This is a genomic window from Mesorhizobium sp. RCC_202 (assembly GCF_041355295.1).
GTDB lineage: Bacteria > Pseudomonadota > Alphaproteobacteria > Rhizobiales > Rhizobiaceae > Mesorhizobium.
Window position 1 is genome coordinate 47883 of sequence record NZ_JBFUPO010000013.1, and the last position, 21046, is coordinate 68928.

The 21046-nt window shown below is 62.9% G+C and carries 21 protein-coding genes; 11 read left to right on the top strand and 10 right to left on the bottom strand.

What is annotated here, in order from left to right:
* Positions 1-9: 9 nt before the first annotated feature.
* Entirely contained in the window at positions 10-162 is a 153-nt protein-coding gene (locus tag AB6802_RS25595) for a histidine kinase (RefSeq protein ID WP_371012981.1), read from the bottom strand.
* 193 nt (positions 163-355) lie between these two features.
* Here AB6802_RS25595 and AB6802_RS25600 point away from each other — a divergent pair, with 193 nt between their 5' ends.
* The 3 genes from AB6802_RS25600 to AB6802_RS25610 are packed head-to-tail and all read left to right on the top strand — an operon-like array spanning position 356 to position 2992.
* Positions 356-967 carry a shikimate kinase gene (locus AB6802_RS25600; RefSeq protein ID WP_371012982.1) on the top strand — a complete coding sequence of 204 codons (612 nt, stop codon included), beginning with the start codon at positions 356-358 and terminating at the stop codon, positions 965-967.
* Entirely contained in the window at positions 964-2094 is a 1131-nt protein-coding gene (gene aroB / locus AB6802_RS25605; RefSeq protein WP_371012983.1) for a 3-dehydroquinate synthase, read from the top strand. Before AB6802_RS25600 ends, aroB begins: the two co-directional genes overlap by 4 nt.
* 1 nt (position 2095) lies before the next feature.
* Entirely contained in the window at positions 2096-2992 is an 897-nt protein-coding gene (locus AB6802_RS25610) for an HlyC/CorC family transporter (RefSeq protein ID WP_371012984.1), read from the top strand.
* Positions 2993-3025: 33 nt separating this feature from the next.
* On the opposite strand, the gene AB6802_RS25615 is transcribed toward AB6802_RS25610, so the two are convergent.
* Genes AB6802_RS25615 through AB6802_RS25625 form a run of 3 tightly spaced genes read right to left on the bottom strand, consistent with a single transcriptional unit; the run spans position 3026 to position 7862 of the window.
* On the bottom strand, positions 3026-4570 hold the full coding sequence (locus AB6802_RS25615) for a SpoVR family protein (RefSeq protein WP_371012985.1): 1545 nt from the start codon (positions 4568-4570) through the stop codon (positions 3026-3028).
* 12 nt (positions 4571-4582) lie between these two features.
* Positions 4583-5893 (bottom strand): YeaH/YhbH family protein, encoded by a 1311-nt coding sequence (locus AB6802_RS25620; RefSeq protein ID WP_371012986.1) that lies wholly within the window; start codon positions 5891-5893, stop codon positions 4583-4585.
* 19 nt (positions 5894-5912) lie between these two features.
* Positions 5913-7862 (bottom strand): PrkA family serine protein kinase, encoded by a 1950-nt coding sequence (locus AB6802_RS25625; RefSeq protein WP_371012987.1) that lies wholly within the window; start codon positions 7860-7862, stop codon positions 5913-5915.
* 279 nt (positions 7863-8141) lie between these two features.
* On the opposite strand from AB6802_RS25625, the gene AB6802_RS25630 reads away from it, so the two are divergent.
* Positions 8142-8954, top strand: a complete 813-nt coding sequence (locus AB6802_RS25630; protein ID WP_371012988.1) for an alpha/beta hydrolase — start codon at positions 8142-8144, stop codon at positions 8952-8954.
* Here AB6802_RS25630 and AB6802_RS25635 read toward each other — a convergent pair whose 3' ends face one another.
* Positions 8955-9257: a BolA family protein gene (locus AB6802_RS25635; protein WP_371012989.1), complete on the bottom strand. Its 303-nt coding sequence runs from the start codon at positions 9255-9257 to the stop codon at positions 8955-8957.
* Positions 9258-9414: 157 nt separating this feature from the next.
* Between AB6802_RS25635 and AB6802_RS25640 the strand changes: the two genes are divergently transcribed.
* The 4 genes from AB6802_RS25640 to AB6802_RS25655 all read left to right on the top strand — a co-directional run bounded on the left by AB6802_RS25640 (position 9415) and on the right by AB6802_RS25655 (position 14145).
* Positions 9415-10059 carry a J domain-containing protein gene (locus AB6802_RS25640; protein ID WP_371012990.1) on the top strand — a complete coding sequence of 215 codons (645 nt, stop codon included), beginning with the start codon at positions 9415-9417 and terminating at the stop codon, positions 10057-10059.
* A 123-nt stretch (positions 10060-10182) separates the two neighbouring features.
* Positions 10183-11169 (top strand): cobaltochelatase subunit CobS, encoded by a 987-nt coding sequence (gene cobS, locus AB6802_RS25645; protein ID WP_371012991.1) that lies wholly within the window; start codon positions 10183-10185, stop codon positions 11167-11169.
* Positions 11170-11224: 55 nt separating this feature from the next.
* Positions 11225-13126 carry a cobaltochelatase subunit CobT gene (gene cobT / locus AB6802_RS25650; RefSeq protein ID WP_371012992.1) on the top strand — a complete coding sequence of 634 codons (1902 nt, stop codon included), beginning with the start codon at positions 11225-11227 and terminating at the stop codon, positions 13124-13126.
* Positions 13123-14145: an esterase-like activity of phytase family protein gene (locus AB6802_RS25655; RefSeq protein WP_371012993.1), complete on the top strand. Its 1023-nt coding sequence runs from the start codon at positions 13123-13125 to the stop codon at positions 14143-14145. The genes cobT and AB6802_RS25655 overlap by 4 nt, the downstream gene beginning before the upstream one ends.
* 38 nt (positions 14146-14183) lie before the next feature.
* On the opposite strand, the gene AB6802_RS25660 is transcribed toward AB6802_RS25655, so the two are convergent.
* From AB6802_RS25660 to rpmB, 4 genes are all read right to left on the bottom strand, one after another.
* Positions 14184-15971, bottom strand: coding sequence for a GtrA family protein (locus AB6802_RS25660; protein ID WP_371012994.1), 1788 nt, complete (start codon positions 15969-15971; stop codon positions 14184-14186).
* 189 nt (positions 15972-16160) lie between these two features.
* Complete coding sequence (locus tag AB6802_RS25665; RefSeq protein ID WP_371012995.1) at positions 16161-16835, bottom strand: hypothetical protein; 675 nt, start codon at positions 16833-16835, stop codon at positions 16161-16163.
* Positions 16832-17518 (bottom strand): queuosine precursor transporter, encoded by a 687-nt coding sequence (locus AB6802_RS25670; RefSeq protein ID WP_371012996.1) that lies wholly within the window; start codon positions 17516-17518, stop codon positions 16832-16834. Before AB6802_RS25670 ends, AB6802_RS25665 begins: the two co-directional genes overlap by 4 nt.
* A gap of 101 nt (positions 17519-17619) precedes the next feature.
* Entirely contained in the window at positions 17620-17916 is a 297-nt protein-coding gene (rpmB, locus tag AB6802_RS25675) for a 50S ribosomal protein L28 (protein ID WP_140784042.1), read from the bottom strand.
* A 257-nt stretch (positions 17917-18173) separates the two neighbouring features.
* On the opposite strand from rpmB, the gene AB6802_RS25680 reads away from it, so the two are divergent.
* From AB6802_RS25680 to AB6802_RS25690, 3 genes are all read left to right on the top strand, one after another.
* Positions 18174-18965 carry a DUF3108 domain-containing protein gene (locus AB6802_RS25680; protein WP_371012997.1) on the top strand — a complete coding sequence of 264 codons (792 nt, stop codon included), beginning with the start codon at positions 18174-18176 and terminating at the stop codon, positions 18963-18965.
* 88 nt (positions 18966-19053) lie between these two features.
* Positions 19054-19941: a DMT family transporter gene (locus AB6802_RS25685; protein ID WP_371012998.1), complete on the top strand. Its 888-nt coding sequence runs from the start codon at positions 19054-19056 to the stop codon at positions 19939-19941.
* A complete protein-coding gene (locus AB6802_RS25690) occupies positions 19938-20609 on the top strand; it encodes a lysoplasmalogenase (protein ID WP_371012999.1) in 672 nt (223 codons plus the stop codon). The genes AB6802_RS25685 and AB6802_RS25690 overlap by 4 nt, the downstream gene beginning before the upstream one ends.
* On the opposite strand, the gene AB6802_RS25695 is transcribed toward AB6802_RS25690, so the two are convergent.
* Positions 20606-21037 (bottom strand): cupin domain-containing protein, encoded by a 432-nt coding sequence (locus AB6802_RS25695; RefSeq protein WP_371013000.1) that lies wholly within the window; start codon positions 21035-21037, stop codon positions 20606-20608. The two genes, AB6802_RS25690 and AB6802_RS25695, sit on opposite strands and share 4 nt — an antisense overlap.
* Between the last annotated feature and the right edge of the window lie 9 nt (positions 21038-21046).

A 21046-nucleotide genomic window follows, 5' to 3' on the forward strand; every position in this document is an offset into this window, starting at 1 on the left:
AGCTCTTGGTCAGTTCTTCTTCGGATTGAGCTTGTCGGCCGGAATGCGCACGCTCATTTCCGCCTTCTTGGGCTCGACGAACATCGCCAAAGCAAACATGGCGCCATAGGCAATACCGGCCAGAACCGCCACCGTCACAACAAACCGAAACAAAGTCGGCATTCAATTTTCGCCCGTCTTGTTGTTCTGCGATTCCAGCCCCTGTGCCCTTATGGGACGCCAATCCGACCAATTCAAGGACGAAGCCGCGCGCGCGAAACAGGCTTGTGGCGAAACTCAAGTGAAAGGCTAGCTTTCCGCGCCGTGCTTGACGCAAACAGGCTTTTGATGTCGATACGGCGCAAAGAGGGTCCGCATGAACGCATTGCCAGCAAATCCGCCGGACGAAGGCCGTGCCGCGCTGCTCGAAAAGCTCGGCAGCCGCTCGCTCGTCTTTGTCGGATTGATGGGGGCGGGCAAGACGGCGATCGGCCGCAAGGTGGCGACGATGCTGTCGCTGCCCTTCACCGACAGCGACCAGGAGATCGAAAGCGTTTCGCGCATGACGATACCGGAACTGTTCGAGCGCTACGGCGAACCCGAATTTCGCGCGCTGGAGCAGCGGGTGATCCTGCGCTTGCTGGAAAACGGCCCGCAGGTGCTGTCGACCGGCGGCGGCGCCTTCATGAACGCGCAGACCCGCGAGGCGATCTCGGCGCACGGCATATCGGTGTGGCTGAAGGCCGATCTCGACCTGTTGATGGAACGGGTCTCGAAGAAGCCAAACAGGCCGCTTTTGAAAAACTCCGATCCGCGCGAGGTGCTGGAGAAGCTGATGGTCGAGCGCTATCCCGTCTATGCCACGGCCGACCTTACGGTGCCGACGCGCGACGACCGCAAGGAGATCATCGCCGGCGAGGTGGTCTCGACAGTTTGCGTGCATCTCGGCATCGCCGCGATCGCCACCAGCGATGAGGTGCAATCGTGAGCGAACCGGTGAAGGTCGAAGTCGGGCTCGGCGAGCGCGCCTACGACATACTGATCGGGTCCGGGTTGCTCGCGCGCTCGGGCGAGGAGATCGCCGGGCGGCTTCCCGGCACCCGCGCGGCCATCGTCACCGACGAGAATGTGGCTGCCGCGCATCTCGAAACGCTGACGGCGGGGCTTGAGCGGGGCGGCATCCAATCCGCCGTCATCACGCTGCCCGCCGGCGAGAAAACGAAAAGCTTTGCTCGCCTTGAAGAGGTGGTCGATGGTGTGCTCGCCGCCAGGCTGGAGCGCCGCGACACTGTCATCGCGCTTGGCGGCGGCGTCATCGGCGATCTCGCCGGGTTCGCCTCCGGCATCGTGCGGCGCGGCATGCACTTCGTGCAGATCCCGACCTCGCTCCTGGCGCAGGTCGATTCCTCCGTCGGCGGCAAGACCGGCATCAACAGCGCGCGCGGCAAGAATCTCGTCGGTGTCTTCCATCAGCCCAGACTGGTGCTGGCCGATACCGGCGTGCTCGACACGCTGCCGATCCGCGAATTCCGCGCCGGCTATGCCGAGCTTGCCAAATACGGGCTGATCGACCGCCCGTCTTTCTTTGCCTGGCTGGAGCAGAATTGGCGCGATGTGTTTGCCGGCGGTCCGGCGCGGGTCGAGGCGATCGCCGAAGCCTGCCGCGCCAAGGCCGATGTGGTTGCCCGCGACGAGTTCGAAACCGGCGATCGCGCGCTGCTCAATCTCGGCCACACATTCGGCCATGCGCTGGAAGCCGCCACGCGATATGACGGCGCGCGCCTCGTCCATGGCGAGGGCGTTGCAATCGGCATGGCGCTGGCGCATCGCTTTTCGGCCCGCCTCAATCTGGCGAGCCCGGACGACGCGGACCGCGTCGAGACGCATCTTCGTGCTGTCGGCCTGCCTTGGCGGATGTCCGACATCCCTGGCGAACTGCCGGACGCCGAAGCGCTGCTTGGTTACATTACCCAGGACAAGAAGGTGTCGCGCGGCGCGCTTACCTTCATCCTGACGCACGGCATTGGCCAGGCCTTCATCGCCAAGGACGTGCCGCCATCCGAGGTGCTTTCTTTCCTTAAGGAGAAGCATCCGGCCAACAGGAAAGCCGGCTAAGATGAACAGCGACAGCGGCTGGATCGTCCTTGCCGCTTTTGCCGCGCTCGTCGTGCTGACTGTCGCCCTGCGCAAGCGCCTGCTTGCGGTCTTCGGCTATGAGCTGTCGCGTATCGAGCCGCAGCGGTCGACCCAGGACGAATTGCGCGGCGCGGTCGACGATTTCCGCCGCGACGGCCAGGTGGTGCGCGAAGATCGCGATCGCGTCGGCGGCCTGTTCGACCTCGCCGAGCTCGAAGTGTCCGACGTCATGGTTCACCGCACCAATATGCGCTCGGTCAATGCCGACAATGCGCCGGAAGCCGTGGTGCGCGAGATTCTGCAGAGCCCGCACACCCGCATGCCACTGTGGAAAGGCTCGCTCGACAACATTGTCGGCGTGCTGCACGCCAAGGATCTGCTGAGAGCCCTCAACGAAGTCGGCAACGACTTTTCCCGGATAGACGTGATGAAGATCGCGTCGAAACCGTGGTTCGTGCCGGACACCACCACCTTGCAGGAGCAGCTCAACGCCTTCCTGCGCCGCAAAGCGCATTTCGCCATCGTCGTCGACGAGTATGGCGAGGTCGAAGGGCTGGTAACTCTGGAAGACATCATCGAGGAGATCGTCGGCGAGATCGCTGACGAACACGATGTCGACATGCAGGGCGTCAAGAAGGAGGCTGACGGCTCGGTGGTCGTCGACGGCACGGTGTCGATCCGCGATTTGAACCGGGCGCTCGACTGGGACCTGCCCGATGAGGAAGCCACCACGATCGCCGGCCTCGTCATCCACGAGACCCAGTCGATCCCCGAGGAGAAACAGGCCTTCACCTTCCACGGCAAGCGTTTCGTGGTGATGCGGCGCGAGAAGAACCGGATCGCCCGGTTGAGGATCAGGCCGGTCGGCGAGGGCTAAGGCCTATTGGTGAGGCAGTGCCTTCCTGCGATCTCAAAGGTCCTTGGCCGAGCGCTCACTGAGGATTGAGCCGGTTCCGGCATCGATGGCGGCCAGGCTGACGTCGTAGCCCCAGAGGGTGCGGATATGGCGCAGGGTTGCGTCGCGGCCCTGGCCCTCGAGCATGACGCCGTCCTTGACCTTATGCTGGAGCCGCAAATGCCGATCGCCCAGGAGGTCGACGTCGACCACTTGGATATCCGGCGAGCGCGCCCCGACATCGTAGCTTTGAGCGAGCGCCGACCGAATCTTGCGATAGCCACGTTCATTGTGGATCGAGGCTACTTCATAGTGCGGCTCGTCGGCGCCGTCGGCCAGCAAGAAGAGCCGCCATTTGCGGATCAGCGTCGGGCTCAGATATTGGCGAATGAAGGATTCGTCGCGGTGGTTGGCCCAGGCGTCGAGAAGGGTGTCGCGCCAGTTGCCGCGACCGGCGATGTCGGGAAACCAATCGCGGTCCTCGGCGGTCGGCGCGGTCGAGATGCGCTGAATATCCTGCATCATGTCGAGACCCAGCGCATAGGGATTGATGCCGGAAAAACGCGGGTCGTCATAGGCCGGCTGGAAGACGACGTTCGAGTGGTTGCGCAGAATCTCGAGCATGGCGCCTTCGTTGATGCGGCCACGGTCGAACAGCGTGTTCATGATCGTGTAATGCACGAAGGTGGCGCAACCTTCGTTCATCACCTGGGTCTGCCGCTGCGGATAGAAATATTGCGCGATGACACGCACGATCCTGATGATCTCGCGCTGCCAGGGCTCGAGGACGAGGCTGTTCTTCTCGAGGAAATAGAGCAGGTTTTCTTCCGGCAGGTTGAGCGATTTCTTTCGCTCGGCAAGGATTTCGTCGCTGGCTTCCGGCTTGCTCTTTCCCGGCGACGGCGGCAGCGTTCGCCAGAGATCGTTGAAGGAACGCTCCTCGTATTCCAGGCGCTCGCGAAGCCCTTCGCGCTGCTGCTCGGTCGATAGTTTCGGCGGTCGATGATAGCGGAACACCCCCTGCTCCATCAGCGCGTGGGCCGAATCCAGGATCGCCTCGACGGCGGCCAGGCCATGCCGCTCCTCGCATCGGGCGATGTAGCTCTTGGCGAAATCCAGATAGCTCAGGATGCCGCCGGCATCCGTCCATTGCCGGAAAAGGTGATTGTTCTTGAAGAAATGGTTGTGCCCGAGCGCAGCATGGGCCGTCACCAGGGCCTGCAGGGCCATGGTGTTTTCTTCCATGAGATAGACGACGCAGGGATTGGAGTTGATGACCAATTCATAGGCCAAACCGCGCGCGCCCTTGCGGTAAAGCAGCTCATCGTAGAGGAAACGCTTGCCGAACGACCAATGCCGATACATCAGCGGCATGCCGACCGATGAATAAGCATCGAGCATCTGCTGCGAGGAAATGACCTCCATCTGCACCGGGTAGATGTCGAGGCGAAGCTCTTCGCGGCCGATCGCTTCGATCTCGTCATAGGCCCGGGAAAGCTTGTTGAAATCCCAGTCCGACCCGGAAAACAGCAGTTCGGATTTGCGCGCCTGACTGACCATCGGCTCGGGCCCTCACGCACTCTTGCGCAAAGCTGGCTGCCTAGCGAAGAGCTCGCGGAAGACCGGGTATATGTCGGCCGGCGCGGCAATGCGCCTCATTTGAAAATTCGGCCATTTGCCGTCGACGGCGTTGTAGGCGCGCCAGAGCGACGTCCCGTTCTCGGTCGAGCCGAAAATGTGGCTTTCCCGCTCGTCGATGATCTCCACATAGGCGAAATACTGGCAAAGCCGCATGAGCTTGCGGTCGAGCAGTTCGATGCAGCGCTCGGAGTCGGTGGCGAAATTATCGCCGTCGGAGGCCTGGGCGGCGTAGATGTTCCATTCGGCGACCGGATAGCGTTCTTCGATGATGCGGTGCATTTCCTCGAGCGCGGTGGAGACCACCGTGCCGCCGCTTTCGGTGTGGTAGAAGAACGTATGCTCGTCCACTTCCTTGGCCTCGTGGGTGTGGCGGATGAAGACGACCTCGGTGCGTTCGTAGCGGCGCGTCAGGAAGAGGTGCAGCAGCACAAAGAAGCGTTTGGCCAGATCCTTCTCGCGCTCTCCCATCGATCCCGAGACGTCCATCAGACAGAACATCACCGCGCTCGCGTTCGGTACCGGCTGGGGATCGAAGCGATTGAAACGGATGTCGACCGGATCGACATAGGCAATTCGCCTGCGCCGGCGCTCAAGCAACTCGAACGCTTCGCGCAGGGCCGCGATGCGTTCGCGCACCGCCGCGCTTGCCGGCTTCGCTTCAAGCTCGGCAATCTGCAGGGCGATTGCATCGAGCTCCGCCCGCTTGGGACGCCTGAGCGCGATGCGGCGCCCTTGGCTGTTTCGCATCGTGCGTCCGACATTGATGTTGGTCGGCGCTCCGCTTGCCGTGAAGCCAGCCCGTCTCGGCTTGAAGCTCAGTATCTGCTTTAGATTGAGCTTGACCAGATCGGGCAGTTCGAGGTCCTCGAAGAAAAGGTCGAGCACTTCCTCGCGCGACAGCACGAAGCGGAACTCGTCTTCGGATTCCGTGGTTCCCGGAGCCGATCCGTAGCCTCCACCGCTGGCAGGCTTGTCGATAAGATCGCCGGGGCTGAACGTCCTGTTGCCAGGCAGGATGTGCTGGCGCCGGCCGCTTTCCTTGTCGTTGCCGAAGGTCGGTTCGCCGGTGCCCTTGCGAGGCATCGGCACGGCGTGCTCGCGGTCGAGCTCTGCGATGCCGCCGGTGCGGACCTTGTCGCGGATGCTGCGCTTGAGCTCTTCGCGGGCACGCCTGAGGAAGCGCTGGCGATTGCCCAGGCTCTTGTCCTTCGGGTTCAGGCGGCGGTCGATGAAGATCGGCATGGCACCGTTCGGGCGTCGCTCAACCCGCCTTGTTCACGCGCATGTACCAGTCGACCAGCCGGCGCACCTGCCGCTGGGTATAGCCGCGCTCCACCATGCGCTGCACGAATTCGTTGTGCCGCTTCTCGGTGACGCTGTCCTGCTTAGAGCCAAAGCTGATCACTGGCAAAAGGTCCTCGACCTGGCCGAACATACGCTTCTCGATAACCTCTCGAAGCTTTTCATAGCTCGTCCAGGACGGATTGCGGCCATGGTTTCGGGCCCGGGCACGCAAGGTGAATTTGACCACTTCGTTGCGGAAGTCCTTGGGATTGGCGATACCAGCCGGTTTTTCGACCTGCGACAATTCCTTGTCCAGGACCTCGCGGTTGAGCATCTGGCCGGTGTCGGGGTCCTTGTAGTCCTGATCCTCGATCCAGGCGTCGGCATAGGCGATGTAGCGGTCGAAAAGGTTCTGACCGTACTCGCTGTAGGATTCCAGATACGCCTTCTGGATCTCGTGGCCGATGAACTCGGCATAGCGCGTCGCGAGTTCCGACTTGATGAATTCGAGATAGGCGGCTTCCGTTTCCTTCGGATATTGCTCGCGTTTGATCGCTTCCTCGAGGATGTACATCAGGTGCACGGGATCGGCGCCCACCTCCGTCGTGTCGTAGTTGAACGTCTGCGAGAGGATCTTGAAGGCGAAGCGGGTGCTGACCCCGGTCATGCCTTCGTCGACGCCGGCCGCGTCGCGATATTCCTGGACCGACTTTGCCTTCGTATCTACCTCCTTGAGGTTTTCGCCGTCATAGGCGCGCATCTTGGTATAGAGTGGCGAATTCTCGTGCTCGGCAAGGCGGGTCGAGACCGTGAACCGGCTAAGAATGTCCAGCACTTCGGGCGCGCAGGGGCTGCTGGCCAATTCGCTTTCGCGTAGCAGCTTCTCGTATATTTGCCTTTCTTCAGTGATCCGAAGGCAATAGGGAACCTTCACCACGAGGATGCGGTCGAGGAAGGCCTCGTTGTTCTTGTTGTTCTTGAACTGCTGCCATTCGGACTCGTTTGAATGGGCAACGACGATGCCCTGATATGGGAAGGCGCCGAAATTCTCGGTGCCATTGTAGTTGCCTTCCTGGGTTGCCGTCAGCAATGGATGCAGAACCTTGATCGGCGCCTTGAACATCTCGACGAACTCGAGCAGCCCTTGCGTGGTCCGATTCAGTCCACCGCTGTAGGAATAGGCATCGGGATCGGACTGGCTGAAGTTCTCCAATTGCCTGATATCGACCTTGCCGACCAGGGCCGAGACGTCCTGATTGTTCTCGTCGCCGGGCTCGGTCTTGGCGATGCAGATTTGGCGCAGCCGCGACGGCATCAGCTTGACCACGCTGAATTTGGAGATGTCGCCGGACAGTTCATCGAGGCGCTTGGCCGCCCAGGGTGAAATCAGTCCGTTCAGGCGGCGGCGGGCGATGCCGTATTTATCCTCCAGCAGATCGCCCATGCGGTCGGGATGGAAAAGGCCGAGCGGCGATTCGAAGACCGGGCTGATCTTGTTGCCGACCTTGAGCGTGTAGATCGGGCGCTCCTCCATCAGCTTCTTCAGCCGTTCGGCGAGTGAGGATTTGCCACCGCCGACAGGACCTAGGAGATAGAGGATCTGCTTGCGCTCCTCGAGACCCTGCGAGGCGTAGCGGAAATATCCGGCGATGCGCTCGATCGTGTCCTCCATTCCGTAGAAATCGGAAAAGGAGGGATATACCTTGATGGTGCGGTTGGAAAAAATGCGGCCGAGCCGCTCGTCCTTGCTGGTGTCGATCAGGTTCGGCTCGCCGATGGCCTCGACCATGCGTTCGGGCGCCGAGGCATACATGGATTTGTCCTCGCGGCAGGCTAGCAGATATTGCTGGAGGCTGATCTCTTCCTGGGCCGCGTTGGAATAAATCTCCGAAAACAGGTCGAAGACGTCTGATTGATTCTCGCGCATGATGCTTCGCCTCGGAGCCGACCGGCAGCCAATCGGCTTATCCATCAACTGCCGGAAAGCAGTGTGGTTCCCTTCACGTGAAGGGAGAGCGCACCGCACTCCGACATCGGCCCTCGGGGTCGCCCGATTCGGCCGAAAATGCTCGCCTGATATGATACGTGGTGATTGCCAGCGGACCGTCAAGGAGCGGATTTGTTTTCGCACCGAAAGTTGTCATTTTTGGTCCATAATGAGGTGCGTGGCGAGCGTTCGCGCGCTGTTGCCGCAACCTGGCCGGAGATGACGACGATCGATCGACGCAGCTTCATCGCGGCATTGCTGGCGGCACTGTTGCCGCCAGGTGCGTCAGCCGCCGGGCGTCCGGGCCGGCCGGAACCGCAAACCCTCGATTACGGTCCGGCCAAGCTCGATGTCTATGCAGCCGAAGGACCGAACAACCTGCCAGTGGTCTTCTTCGTCCATGGCGGCGCGTGGCGGCTCGGCAAGCGCAGCCAGGTCGGAGCCAAGCCCGCTTTCCTGCTCACCAACGGCTTCGTGTTCGTCTCGATCGACTACCGCATGCTGCCGGAAGCCGATGTCGCCACCCAGGCCGGCGATGTCGAGAAAGCCTATGCCTATGTACGCGCCAACATCGCCCGGCATGGCGGCGACCCCAACCGCATTGTCGGCATGGGCCATTCCGCCGGTTGCCATCTTATAGCGTTGACCGGCATGCGCGGCGGATTGCCTGGCGTCGCAGCACTCATCCTCGACGACACCAGGGCCTATGATCTAGCCGCGCTCTCGAAGAATGGCGGCATGGTACGGGCCTATGCGCGCGTCTTTTCCGACCCGGCGCAATGGGCGGCGTTGTCGCCGGCGAGCTTCGTCGATGGCAAGAAGCACCCGCCGACCTTCATCGCCTATTCACGCGCCTCGGGCCGCGGCGAGGAGTCGAAAGCCTTTGCCCAGCGCCTGCGCGCCACAGGCACCGATGTCACATTGTTCGATGGAAGCGCCTACACACATATGTCGATCAATCGCGATTTCGGCGAAGACGGCGACGTGCTCACCGCTGCGGTGATGGCGTTTTTGAAGGCGTCGGTCGGCTGACTACCAGCGTGTCTTTTCGCCCGGTGCCGCCGGCTCGATCGCCAGCGCGTGCACGCCGGCTTTCAGTTCGTCGGCAAGCAACTCGTTGACGGCGCGGTGGCGATCGATGCGGCCCATTCCAGTGAAAGTCGGGGAGACGATGCGGACGCGAAAATGCGTCTCGCCGGTGCCGTCATAGGCGCCGTGGTGGTCGGGGCCGTGATGGTGATGGCCGGCGTGCAGGTGGCTTTCATTGATGATGACGAGCCGCTCGGGCGAAAACGCCGCTTTCAGCTTTTCTTCCATCGTCGACTGTATGGACATTCGGGCTTTCCCTCCCCACTTGACGGCATAGCCGCAAGTTATCTGCGGCATAGCCGCAAAATCTACGTTTTCGACCGCCTTTAAGCCGCGATTCAGCGGTTAGGGCGATCATCGGCGAAATGTCAATTCTTGTTTCGCACGTGCGAACAGCCCATAAATGGGTGAGATGAAAGCGTATCCCAAATATTTCGAGAAAATTCGGGTTCGGCCGGAGAAGGACGCCGAGCTGAAGTCGCGCTCGCCGATCTGCCAGTGGGATGGCTGCAACGAGGCCGGCACGCACCGCGCCCCGGTGGGTCGCTTGAAGGAGGGTGAGTATTTCCACTTCTGCTTCGACCATGTGCGCGAATACAACAAGGGTTTCAACTATTTCTCCGGGGTGTCAGACACCGAGATCGCGCGCTTCCAGAAGGAGGCGATGACCGGCCACCGGCCGACCTGGCGCATGGGCGCCAATGGCGGCGGCATGGGCGCCAATGGCGCCGGCATGCGCTCGGCGCCGGACTTCGCGCAGCAGCGTTCGGGCCGCGCCAGCTATTACAATCGCATGCGCGATCCCTTCAATCTGTTCACCGGCGGCGCCCGGGAGCCGCGCGAGCGCAAGGCCAAGCCGCTTGAGGCCAAGGCGCTGGAAACGCTTGGCCTTGATACAAAGGCGACTGGTCAGGATATCAAGGCGCGCTATAAGGAACTCGTAAAGCGCCACCATCCGGATGCGAATGGCGGCGATAGAGGTTCGGAAGACCGGTTCCGCGATGTGCTGCAGGCCTATCGCGTGCTCAAGCAGGCAGGATTGTGCTGAGCGACCTTTCGGTCCGTGTCGTTTTCCAACTTTCATAAGGTTGGAAAAGGCTCTAAGACCGCCCCCGAACAAAATCGATTGCCGGCGAAACGCGGCGTTTCGCCCGTGGAGACGTTGATAGAGATGAACAAGGTCGATCGCGACATCGCCAACCTGCCCGACACGACGGCGTCGGTGAAGGAGAAATTCGGCTTCGACTCCAAGATGGTGGTTCCCGCCTATTCGGTGGCGACCGAGCATGTGCCGGACATCGATCCGGACTATCTGTTCGACAAGGCGACGACGCTGGCGATCCTCGCCGGCTTTGCCTACAACCGCCGCGTCATGGTCTCGGGCTATCACGGCACCGGCAAGTCGACCCATATCGAGCAGGTCGCGGCGCGCCTCAACTGGCCCTGCGTTCGCGTCAACCTCGACAGCCATGTCAGCCGTATCGACCTCGTCGGAAAGGACGCCATCGTCGTCAAGGACGGGCTGCAGATCACCGAATTCCGCGACGGCATCCTGCCTTGGGCCTACCAACACAATGTCGCGCTCTGCTTCGACGAATACGATGCCGGCCGTCCGGACGTGATGTTCGTCATCCAGCGCGTGCTGGAATCGTCGGGACGCCTGACGCTGCTCGACCAGAGCCGTGTGATCCGTCCGCATCCGGCGTTCCGGCTGTTTGCCACCGCCAACACGGTCGGTCTCGGCGACACCACCGGCCTCTATCACGGCACGCAGCAGATCAACCAGGCGCAGATGGACCGCTGGTCGATCGTCACCACGCTGAACTACCTGCCGCATGACAACGAAGTGAACATCGTGCTGGCCAAGGCCAAGCATTACCGCGACAGCAAGGGCAAGGACATCGTCAACAAGATGGTGCGCGTCGCCGACATGACGCGCTCGGCCTTCATCAATGGCGATCTGTCGACGGTGATGAGCCCGCGCACGGTGATCACCTGGGCCGAGAATGCCGAGATATTCGGCGATGTCGGCATGGCGTTCCGGCTGACTTTCCTCAACAAGTGCGACGAGCTGGAGCGTTCGGTGGTCGCCGAGTTCTATCAGCGCGCCTTCGGTGAGGAATTGCCGGAGAGCGCGGCCAACGTTGTGCTGGGTTAAGCGCGCCGCTGAAAGGGCGTCAAGCCTTTCGCATGAATCGCGCAGGGAATGATTGATGGCGGGTCCGGGCGACAACACGCGCAACAAGCCGAAGAACGGGTCTGAAGCCGACAGCTTCAAGCGCGCCGTCACTGTTTGCATGCGAGCCGTCGCCGGCGACAAGGACCTCGAGGTCGGCTTTGCCAAGGACCGGCCCGCGCTGGCGGGAAACCGTGCCCGGCTGCCTGAGCTGCCGAAGAAGGCCTCGCGCAACGACATCGCGATTACCCGCGGCATCGGCGATTCCATGGCGCTGAAGCGCGCCTGTCACGACCAGCGCATCCACACGAAACTGGCGCCGGAAGGCAAGCTGGCTCGGGCCGTCTATGACGCGGTCGAGCAGGCGCGCGTCGAGGCGATCGGCAGCCGCGCCATGCAGGGCGTCGCCGACAATATCGGCTCGATGCTCGAGGACAAATACGCCAAGGCGAACCTCGTCGACGTCAAGGACAAGGCCGACGCACCGCTCGAAGAGGCGATCGCGCTGATGGTGCGCGAGAAGCTCACCGGACGCTCCGTGCCGAAAAGCGGCGAGCGGCTGGTCGATCTGTGGCGCCCATGGGTCGAGGAAAAGGCCAGCGACGATCTGGCCGGCCTGTCGGCCAAGCTCGACGACCAGCAGGCTTTCGCGCGTGTCGTGCGCGACATGCTCGTCTCCATGGAAATGGCCGAGGAGCTCGGCGACGACCAGGAGACCGAGGACTCCGAAGACAACGAGGAGAACGAGCAGCAAAGCGAGGACCAGAGCGAGGAGGGCGGCGAGGACGATTCCGGCTCCGAGCAGTCGCAGTCCGAGGACGCCGAAGCCTCCGCCGATGAGGAAGAGTCGGCCGAGACCGAAGCGACCGACGCCACCTCCGACGATCTTTCCGATGAAGACGATGCCGACGCCGAGACGCCGGGCGAAGCCAAGCGCAACGACAACCCGTTCCTCAACCTGCCCAAAGAGATCGACTACAAGGTCTTCACCACCGCCTTCGACGAGACGGTCGGCGCCGAGGACCTTTGCGAGGAAGAAGAGCTCGACCGTCTGCGCGCCTTCCTCGACAAGCAACTCGCCAATCTCTCAGGTGTCGTCGGGCGGCTCGCCAACCGGCTGCAGCGCCGGCTGATGGCGCAGCAGAACCGTTCGTGGGATTTCGACCTGGAGGAAGGCTATCTCGATCCGGCTCGCCTGGTGCGCGTCGTCATCGATCCGATGCAGCCATTATCGTTCAAACAGGAGCGCGACACAAAATTCCGCGACACGGTGGTGTCGCTGGTGCTCGACAATTCCGGCTCGATGCGCGGCCGGCCGATCACGGTCGCCGCGACCTGTGCCGACATATTGGCGCGCACGCTGGAGCGCTGCGGTGTTTCGGTCGAGATCCTCGGCTTCACCACCCGCGCCTGGAAGGGCGGCCAAGCGCGCGAGAAATGGCTGAAGGACGGCAAGCCGCCGAATCCGGGCCGCCTCAACGATCTGCGCCACATCATCTACAAATCGGCCGACCATCCGTGGCGGCGCGCGCGGCGCAATCTCGGCCTGATGATGCGCGAAGGCCTGCTCAAGGAAAACATCGACGGCGAGGCGCTGCTGTGGGCGCATAACCGGCTGATCGGCCGGCCCGAGCAGCGCAAGATCCTGATGATGATCTCGGACGGCGCGCCGGTCGACGATTCCACGCTCTCGGTCAATCCCGGCAATTATCTGGAGCGGCACCTGCGCGGCGTCATCGAACTGATCGAGACGCGCTCACCGGTCGAGCTTCTGGCCATCGGCATCGGCCACGACGTCACGCGCTACTATCGCCGCGCCGTCACCATCGTCGATGCCGAGGAACTGGCTGGCGCGATGACCGAGCAACTGGCCTCGCTGTTCGGCGAAGAGAGTGTGCGCGACACACGCCGCGGCGGCGGCATGCGGCGCGCCGGATGATCTTTTCCGGCGGGCGGGCGCGGCGGACACTTTTCGTCTGCATGCTGGCCTGCGTGGGTGTTTTGCCGGCGATCGCGGCGCAACGGGCTGCAGTCCAAACGGTCGAGATTTCGGTGCGACCGATCACGCAGTTCCATATCGGCCATGACGAGACGCGGTTCGGGTCGTTTGAATTCGTCGGTGGCCTGGAAATGACCGCGTCAGCGCGTGATTTCGGCGCGCTCTCGGCATTTCGCTTTCTGAAACCCGGCAGCGATTTCGTCGGTGTCGCCGACACCGGCTTCTGGTTCTTCGGCACCGTCGCGCATGATGCCGACAAACGCCCGTCAGGCATCACGAATTTCCGCATCCAGCCGATGGTCGACACCTCTGGACGGCCGATCGACCGGAAATGGGAAGTCGATGCCGAAGGTCTTGCGGTCAAGGACGGCATCGCCACTGTCGGCTTCGAGCGTAACCATCGCATCGCCCAGTTCAGGATCGATCCAGCCAATATGAAGGCGCCGTTCAAGCAGCTCGATTTCCTGGTCCCGGTGCGTGAGCTGCGCCAGAACCGCGGCTTCGAGACGGTCACCCACGCCAATGCTTACGGACAGCACGCGGGCGGCCTGGTCGTCGTCTCGGAGAGGAGCCTCGACAAATCGGGCAACGTCTATGCCGCCGTCATCGAAGGCCCGCATAAGGGCGTCTTCACCGTCAAGCGCAACGGCGATTTCGACATCACCGACGGCGCCTTCCTGCCGGATGGCGACCTGTTGCTTCTGGAGCGCAGCTTCTCGATGGTTCACGGGGTGAAGATGCGGCTGAGGCGCATCTATGGCGAGAGCGTCGCCAAAGGCATGGTCGCCGACGGACCGGTGCTGATGGAAGCCGACATGGGCTACCAGATCGACAACATGGAAGGGCTCGACGTCTGGACCCGCGAGGGCGGCGCGCTGATGGTGTCGATGGTGTCCGACGACAACAATTCGATCCTGCAGCGCAATCTCTATCTGGAGTTCATCCTGCACCAGGATTGAGCGGCGCTGTTAGAGCAATTTCCAGGAAAAATGTAGCGTTAGCGGACCTTATAGATCTCGATCGGCTTGCCGGCGGTCGAGCTGTCCGGTTCCAGCCAGGCCGGTACGTTGCCTTGCAGCAATTGCGCGGCCAATCCCCCGGGTGCCTCCTTGGCGTAAGTCATTTCTTCGGTGTCGCCTCGGCAGATCGCGATCAAGCCGACCTGTTCGCGCCAGATTATGGTGCGGGCGGTGTCCGGTGTTCCCAGGAACGCATCGAGCATAGCGATATTGCCCCCGACGTTTCGATGGTAAGGGCCAGCCAGCGGCCGGTGGCTGGTGAACAGCAATATTCCCGAACCAAGATTGGACGAGGCAAGCACTGTGGTTGCCGGCATGGCGGCAATATCGGCGAAGTCGCTGGTCTTGGCGCAGGTCACGGCATGGTCGGCATCGGAATTGGCCCGGTGCTGCGGCGCTTTCTGGACCACGGATTGCGCCGCGACCGCGACACCGGCCCACGTCGCGTTGAGCGAGACCAACCACGCCGCGACGATACGGCTGGAGATGCGCCACGACGGCGCGGCATTAGCTTGCAAGCGGATCTTCGCGATCCACGCCGAGAGCGGCAGCACTGCGAAAGCTACGGAGAAGGTCGAGCCGCGCACCTGCCAGAGGCTGACGACAAAGGCGGTGACCAGCAGAACAGCGGTCAGCGTTTCCTCACGGCGCAAGCGACGGCTTCGGAGCTGAAGACCGATCAATAGGATCGCGATGAAGGGCGTTACATAGCGCGCTGCCATCAGCTTCGGCTGCGTTACGGCGACGCGCCAAAAAGGCTGCGCTTCCACGATGTCGTCCATCACGCGCTGATCGATGCCAGCATAAGGCGAGGCCAGACATTGCGGGAACAGCACCAGCACAACGGCCACGACCATAGCTGCCAGCGCCAACATTGAAACAAGCCGCGCCCGGACCGTCGAAGCAATGGACAGGCCGGCGATTGCCGCAAGGCCGAAACCGGACAGCGCGGCGACCGCGAACTGGAATGACGAGAATGCGTCGCATTGAGCCACGCCCCAATCCGACGGCCGGATGGTCGTGACGAAGACGATCGACGCGATCCCTGCAAATCCGAGACCGAAGCCCCGTGCTGTCGGCCGCTCCTTTTCATCGACGATGAAAAGCACGGCAGCGCAGGCGCCGAGCATCGCCACATAGGGGGCGGTCTCCATGCCGACGGCAAGCGTCAGGCCCGAGCAGATACCGGAGAGAAGCGCCGCTGGCCGCCAGGATGGAGCCGCCATCAAGAGACAGAGGCTCGCCGCAGTCAAAAGCAGCTGGACATTGTGATGGTCGATCACGCCGGGGCTGAAGATGACGAGGAAGAAAAGCGCCGCCGTCGACAGAATGACCGAGGGCATCGCCACATTCGCGCCGGCAAAGCGTCGTGAGGCGCGCATGATGACGAATATGGTCAGCCCGTAGAGCAAGGTCGGCCAGATGATGCGGGCTGCCCGTTCGGCGGTTTCGACGCCGGCGCCCAGCGCCTCCGAGGCCAAGATGATCAGCGCGATCGGCGCGTCGACCAGCCGCGACCAGTGCATGAGGAAGCCACCCGACACGCCCATCCGGTATTGATGGAGATCGAACCAGCTCTGGCCGGCGAGCAGGTCGCGGACCTCGACCAGCCGCAACATGCTGTCATTGTCGCCGCCATAGTCGGCAAGCGTCGGGAAGCCAGAGACCGCGTTGATCGTCACCACCACCAGCGTGGCGCAGAACGCAATCAGCAGGTCATTTTTCCAACCGGTGCCTTGCACGGTCATGTCGGTCGCGGTGTCCAAAGCAATTCCAGGAAAAGTGCGAAGCGATTTTCCGTCCGGAATTGCGTCCAGGACAGAGTTTTCGCGATCCTGCACCATCGGCCGTAACAAAGCGTAAAGCCCGGTGGTCGGATGCGTGGGCCGACCGGCGCGTTCGAATTGAGGGCGTACAGCCGGCAGAAGATCAGCGTGCCTTGGTTGCGATCCAGATCACAACCTTTTGGTTGCGATCCAGATTACATGACGGGCACCGCGTTTGCCGCGGGCGCGCGTGTTGATCTCCTCGACCGCGAAGCCCGCCTGCTTTAGCCGCCGCGTGAAGCCGCTGTCGGGGCCTTGTGACCAGACCGCCAGCACGCCGCCGGGGCTCAAGGCGACAAGCGCCGCGGCTAAGCCGGCCGCGCTGTAGAGCGAGTCATTGCCTTGGTAGACGATGCCTTCGGGACCATTGTCGACGTCGAGCAGGATAGCGTCCCAGGCGTCGCTGTCCGCCTTTATCAGTTGACCGACGTCGACTTCCTGAATGGTGACGCGGGGGTCGTCGAGGCAGTCATGAAAAATCTCGGCCATAGGGCCGCGCGCCCAGGCGACGACCGCGGGCACAAGTTCGGCAATTGTGATGGCGGCGTCGGCGCCGAAAGCGGCCAGAGCGGCGCGCAAGGTGAAGCCCATGCCGAGCCCGCCGATGAGGATCCTCGGCCTCCTGCGGCCGGCGAGCCGCTCGCAGGATAGTGTGGCCAGCGCCTCCTCGGAGCCGCTGAGGCGGCTGTTCATCAGCTCGTTGGCGCCCAGCATGATCGAGAATTCGGCGCCGCGCCGCTTCAGGCGAAGTTCCTGCGCGCCGTCCGGCGTACGGGCCGAATCAAGCTGGATCCAGGGGATCAAGGTGTAACGACTGCGGCCGGCTGGCTCCAGCGGGTGGCGAGCAGCCGGTAGGGGATCAGCGCGACCACGGCGATGACCAGCTTGACCGACAGGTCGCCGAGTGCCCAGGACACCCAGCGCATCGTCTCGACCGGCAGCACGCCCATCAGCGGCGCGGTCTCCAGCGCAAAGCTGTCATTCGGTCCGGCGAAGGCAAAAGCGGCGGAAAAGGCGACGCCGAAGAAGACGATCGTGTCGAAGACCGAGCCGACCAGTGTGCCGATGATCGGCGCGCGCCACCAGCTTTGACGGCGTAGTCGGTTAAAGACGGTGACATCGAGCAGTTGCGCCGTCAGGAAAGCCGCGCCCGAAGCGGCGGCGATGCGCACCAGCCGGTCCGCGGCGGTCTCAAACTCGATCAGCCCGTGGCGGAACAGGAAGGGCGGCACCAGGATGGAGCAGATGACCGCGGTCATGAAGCCGACGAACACCACCTTGCGCGCCACGGCCGGGCCGTAGCGACGGTTGGCAAGGTCGGTGACCAGGAAGGAGAAGGGATAAGTAAAGGCGCCCCAGGTGAGCACATCGGCCAGCGCAAGGCCGCTGACCTGACCCTGCATCGGGAACTGGACAAGGATGTTGGAGGCCACGACGACAAGCGCCATGGCAGCGACGAAGGGCAGATATCGCGTAAGGAAGTTCATTTTTTTATCCTGGGTAATGGAACCAGCTGAGCGTCGCCGCTCGCTAATTTCGAACACCGGATTGCTCCGATGTTCGAGGCGGTCGTCCCCCGCCTGATTGCTTAAGCGGCCGGTTGCTCGGCGAGCTTCTTGGCGATCTGCTTCTTGAGCAGACGAGCGCGCTGCGACAGCTCCTTGGCGTCGGCCTTGGCCAAAAACGCGTCGAGGCCGCCGCGATGCTCGACCGAACGCAGCGCGTTGGCCGAAATGCGCAGGCGGACGTTCTGGTTCAGCGCTTCGGAAATCAGCGTCACATTGACCAGGTTCGGCAGGAAGCGACGCTTGGTCTTGTTGTTGGCGTGGCTCACATTGTTGCCGGTCTGGACTGCCTTGGCAGTGAGTTCGCAAGTGCGGGACATTTGGTCTAACCTTCAGTTCTAAGCCTGCCAAACCATTCAGCCCGCGCCAGGCGGCGCGCGGTCTCGGTCAGGCGGCCTTTGGAAAAGTTGGCGTTCCATAGTGGCATTTCACCACTGCGTCAAGCTCCGGCAGGTGGCCAGCTGTCATGCCTGCTCCATATAAAGGCCGGATTTCATCCTATAAGCCCTTTGCGAAGGGATATGCCAGGCTGGAACCGTCGCGTTTCCGGCCGAACCGTCAGGATTCGCCAGCCGCCATGCTCCGTCCATCTCACGCATTTGCCGCACTGCTTGCCGTTGCCACGCCGGCAACAAGTTTCGCCGCCGCCGCGCCGCAGTCCTTCAAGGGCGAGTACACGGTGTCTTATCTCGGCCTTTCGATCGCCAGGGCGACTTTTTCCAGCCACTACGAAGGCGACAGCTATGCCATCAACGGCACCGTCTCGGCCGCCGGCCTCGGCAGGCTATTCGACGACACGAAAGGCACGATTTCGTCGAAAGGCAGCATGTCCGCCAAGCAGATGCAGCCGCAGGCGTTCCGGGCCGATTATACCTCCGGCAAGAAAGCCTCGGTTGTCGCCATCCGCTTCGCCGATGGCGCGGTTACCTCGACCCAGGTCATCCCAGCACCAGGCGCGCGTAACCCCAAGAGCTGGGTTCCGGTCGGCGCCGGCGATCTGAAGTCGGTGCTCGACCCGATGGCCGCGACCGTCATCCATGCCGACAGCCTCGACAAGGTCTGCGGCCGGACGGTGAAATTCTATGACGGCGAGATGCGCGCGGATCTGACGCTCACCTATGTCTCGAAAGGCTCGATTTCGGTAAAGGGCTATAAGGGCGATACCGTAACCTGCAAGATGGGTTTCGAGCCGGTGGCGGGCTATCGCAAGGGCCGCAAGGCGCTGGACTATCTCAAGAACAAGAGCCGCATGCTGGTGACGTTTGCACCGCTCGGCCAATCCGGCGTATATGCGCCGATCCACGCCACGGTCGGGACCCAGATCGGTCCGCTGACCATCAGCGCGGGACGGTTCGAAGCGGTGAATTAATTCAGGTCTACGCAATTCCGGACGGAAGACCGCGAGGCACTTTTCCTGGAATTGCTGAAGGCGCCGCGGCGCGCCGCCGGGGGAATACATGGGGCGCGCGACATTGATCGGGTTTTCGGCTGTCGCCATGTGGGCGCTGCTGGCGCTGCTCACCAACGCCTCCGGGCAGGTGCCGCCGTTCCTGTTGTCGGCCATCACCTTCGCCATCGGCACCTGCGTCGGGCTCGCTGCCCGGCTGATCATGTCGGCCCCCGACAGGAGCCAGAAGATCCCGCCGCAGGTGTGGGTGATCGGCATTGCCGGGCTGTTCGGATACCACTTCTTCTACTTCACGGCGCTGCGCAACGCGCCGGCGGTCGAGGCGAGCCTGATCGCCTATCTCTGGCCGCTGCTGATCGTGCTCGGCTCGGCGCTGATGCCGGGCGAGCGGCTGGCCTGGAACCATGTCGTCGGCGCGCTGCTCGGCCTTGCCGGCACCTTCCTCATCGTCACCAAGGGTGGCGGGCTTGCCTTCGATGCGCGCTATGCCTTCGGCTATGCCATGGCCGCCGTCTGCGCGCTCTTGTGGTCGTCCTATTCGCTGCTGTCGCGACGCTTCCCCTCGGTGCCGACCTCGATCGTCACCTGGTTCTGCGCCGCGACATCGGTGCTTTCGCTCGGCTGCCATCTCCTGCTTGAGAAGACGGTGCTGCCCGATGGCCCAGGACAATGGCTGGCCGTGGTCGGGCTCGGCCTGATGCCGGTCGGCGCGGCCTTCTATGCCTGGGATATCGGCGTCAAGCGCGGCAACATCCAGGTGCTGGGCGCCGCGAGCTATGCCGCACCGCTGCTCTCGACGCTGGTGCTGATCGCGGCGGGGGTCGCCGAACCGTCGCTGCGCATCGTCGCCGCCTGCGTGCTCATCACCGGAGGTGCTGCGCTCGCGGCAAAATCGCTGCTGATGCGCAAGCCGGCAACCGGCGAGGCCAGCGCATGATGCCGTTTTCGGGCGGCATCGAAGCCAATGCCAACGCGACGCTGCTGTTTTCGTTCGCGGCGGCGGTGATCTACGCCTTTGCCCTCGACATGCCGCCGAAGCTGTCGCGCACAGCGGCAAAGACGCTGACCGTCGCGCTTCTGGCGGCGCTTGCCGTCATGCAAGGCGGCCCGCTGCTGCTGATCGTGGCGCTGGGCTTGAGCGCCGTCGGCGACGCTTTCCTGTCGCGCGACGGTGAAAAGGCCTTCCTCGGCGGGCTGGCGAGTTTTCTTGCCGCCCATATCGTCTATGTCGCGCTGTTCCTGCAGGCAGGCAGCGGACTCGACCTGTTGAGTTCGCAATCCTGGCGGGGCGCGATCGCGCTTGCCATGGCGGCATTCGGTATTGTCATGCTTGCCGCGCTCTGGCGCCGGGTCGGCCCGCCACTGCGCATCCCGATCGCCGTCTATGTCGCGGCTATCATGGCCATGGGGATATCGGCGCTCACCACGGACAAGATCTGGGTCATCGCCGGCGCGGTCCTGTTCATGGCGTCGGACGGGTTACTGGCGGCCGAACGCTTCCTGCTCGCGGCGATCTCGCCGCAGCGGGCGTGGATGCGCTACGCGGTCTGGGTGCTTTATTACGCCGCCCAGCTGGCGATCACGCTGGGATTCCTGTTGGCTTAGACCGTGGTCGGTTGCCAGCCGGGCGCGGCCATCTCGAAAGCGGCGAAATCGAAGCCCGGCGCGACGGTGCAGCCGACGAGGGTCCATTCGCCGAGGCTGCGCGCCGATTGCCACCAGCCGGCCGGCACGACGATCTGCGGCCGCTCGCCGGTGGCAAGTGCGGCGCCCAGCACCTGCTCGATGACATTGCCCGAGCCTTCCTCATGCATCGCCAGCGCCAGCGGCGCGCCGGCGTAGAAATGCCAGACCTCGGCGGCGTCCCTCACCCGGTGCCAGGCCGAAAGCTGGCCTTGCTCGAGCAGGAAGTAGATCGCGGTCGAATGGCCTCGCCCGCCGGCAGCGGCATCACGAAACGTCTCGGCATACCACCCGCCTTCGGGATGCGGCTGAAGGTCGAGCGTGGCGATGATTTCGGCGGCGCTGGTCATGCAAAAAGG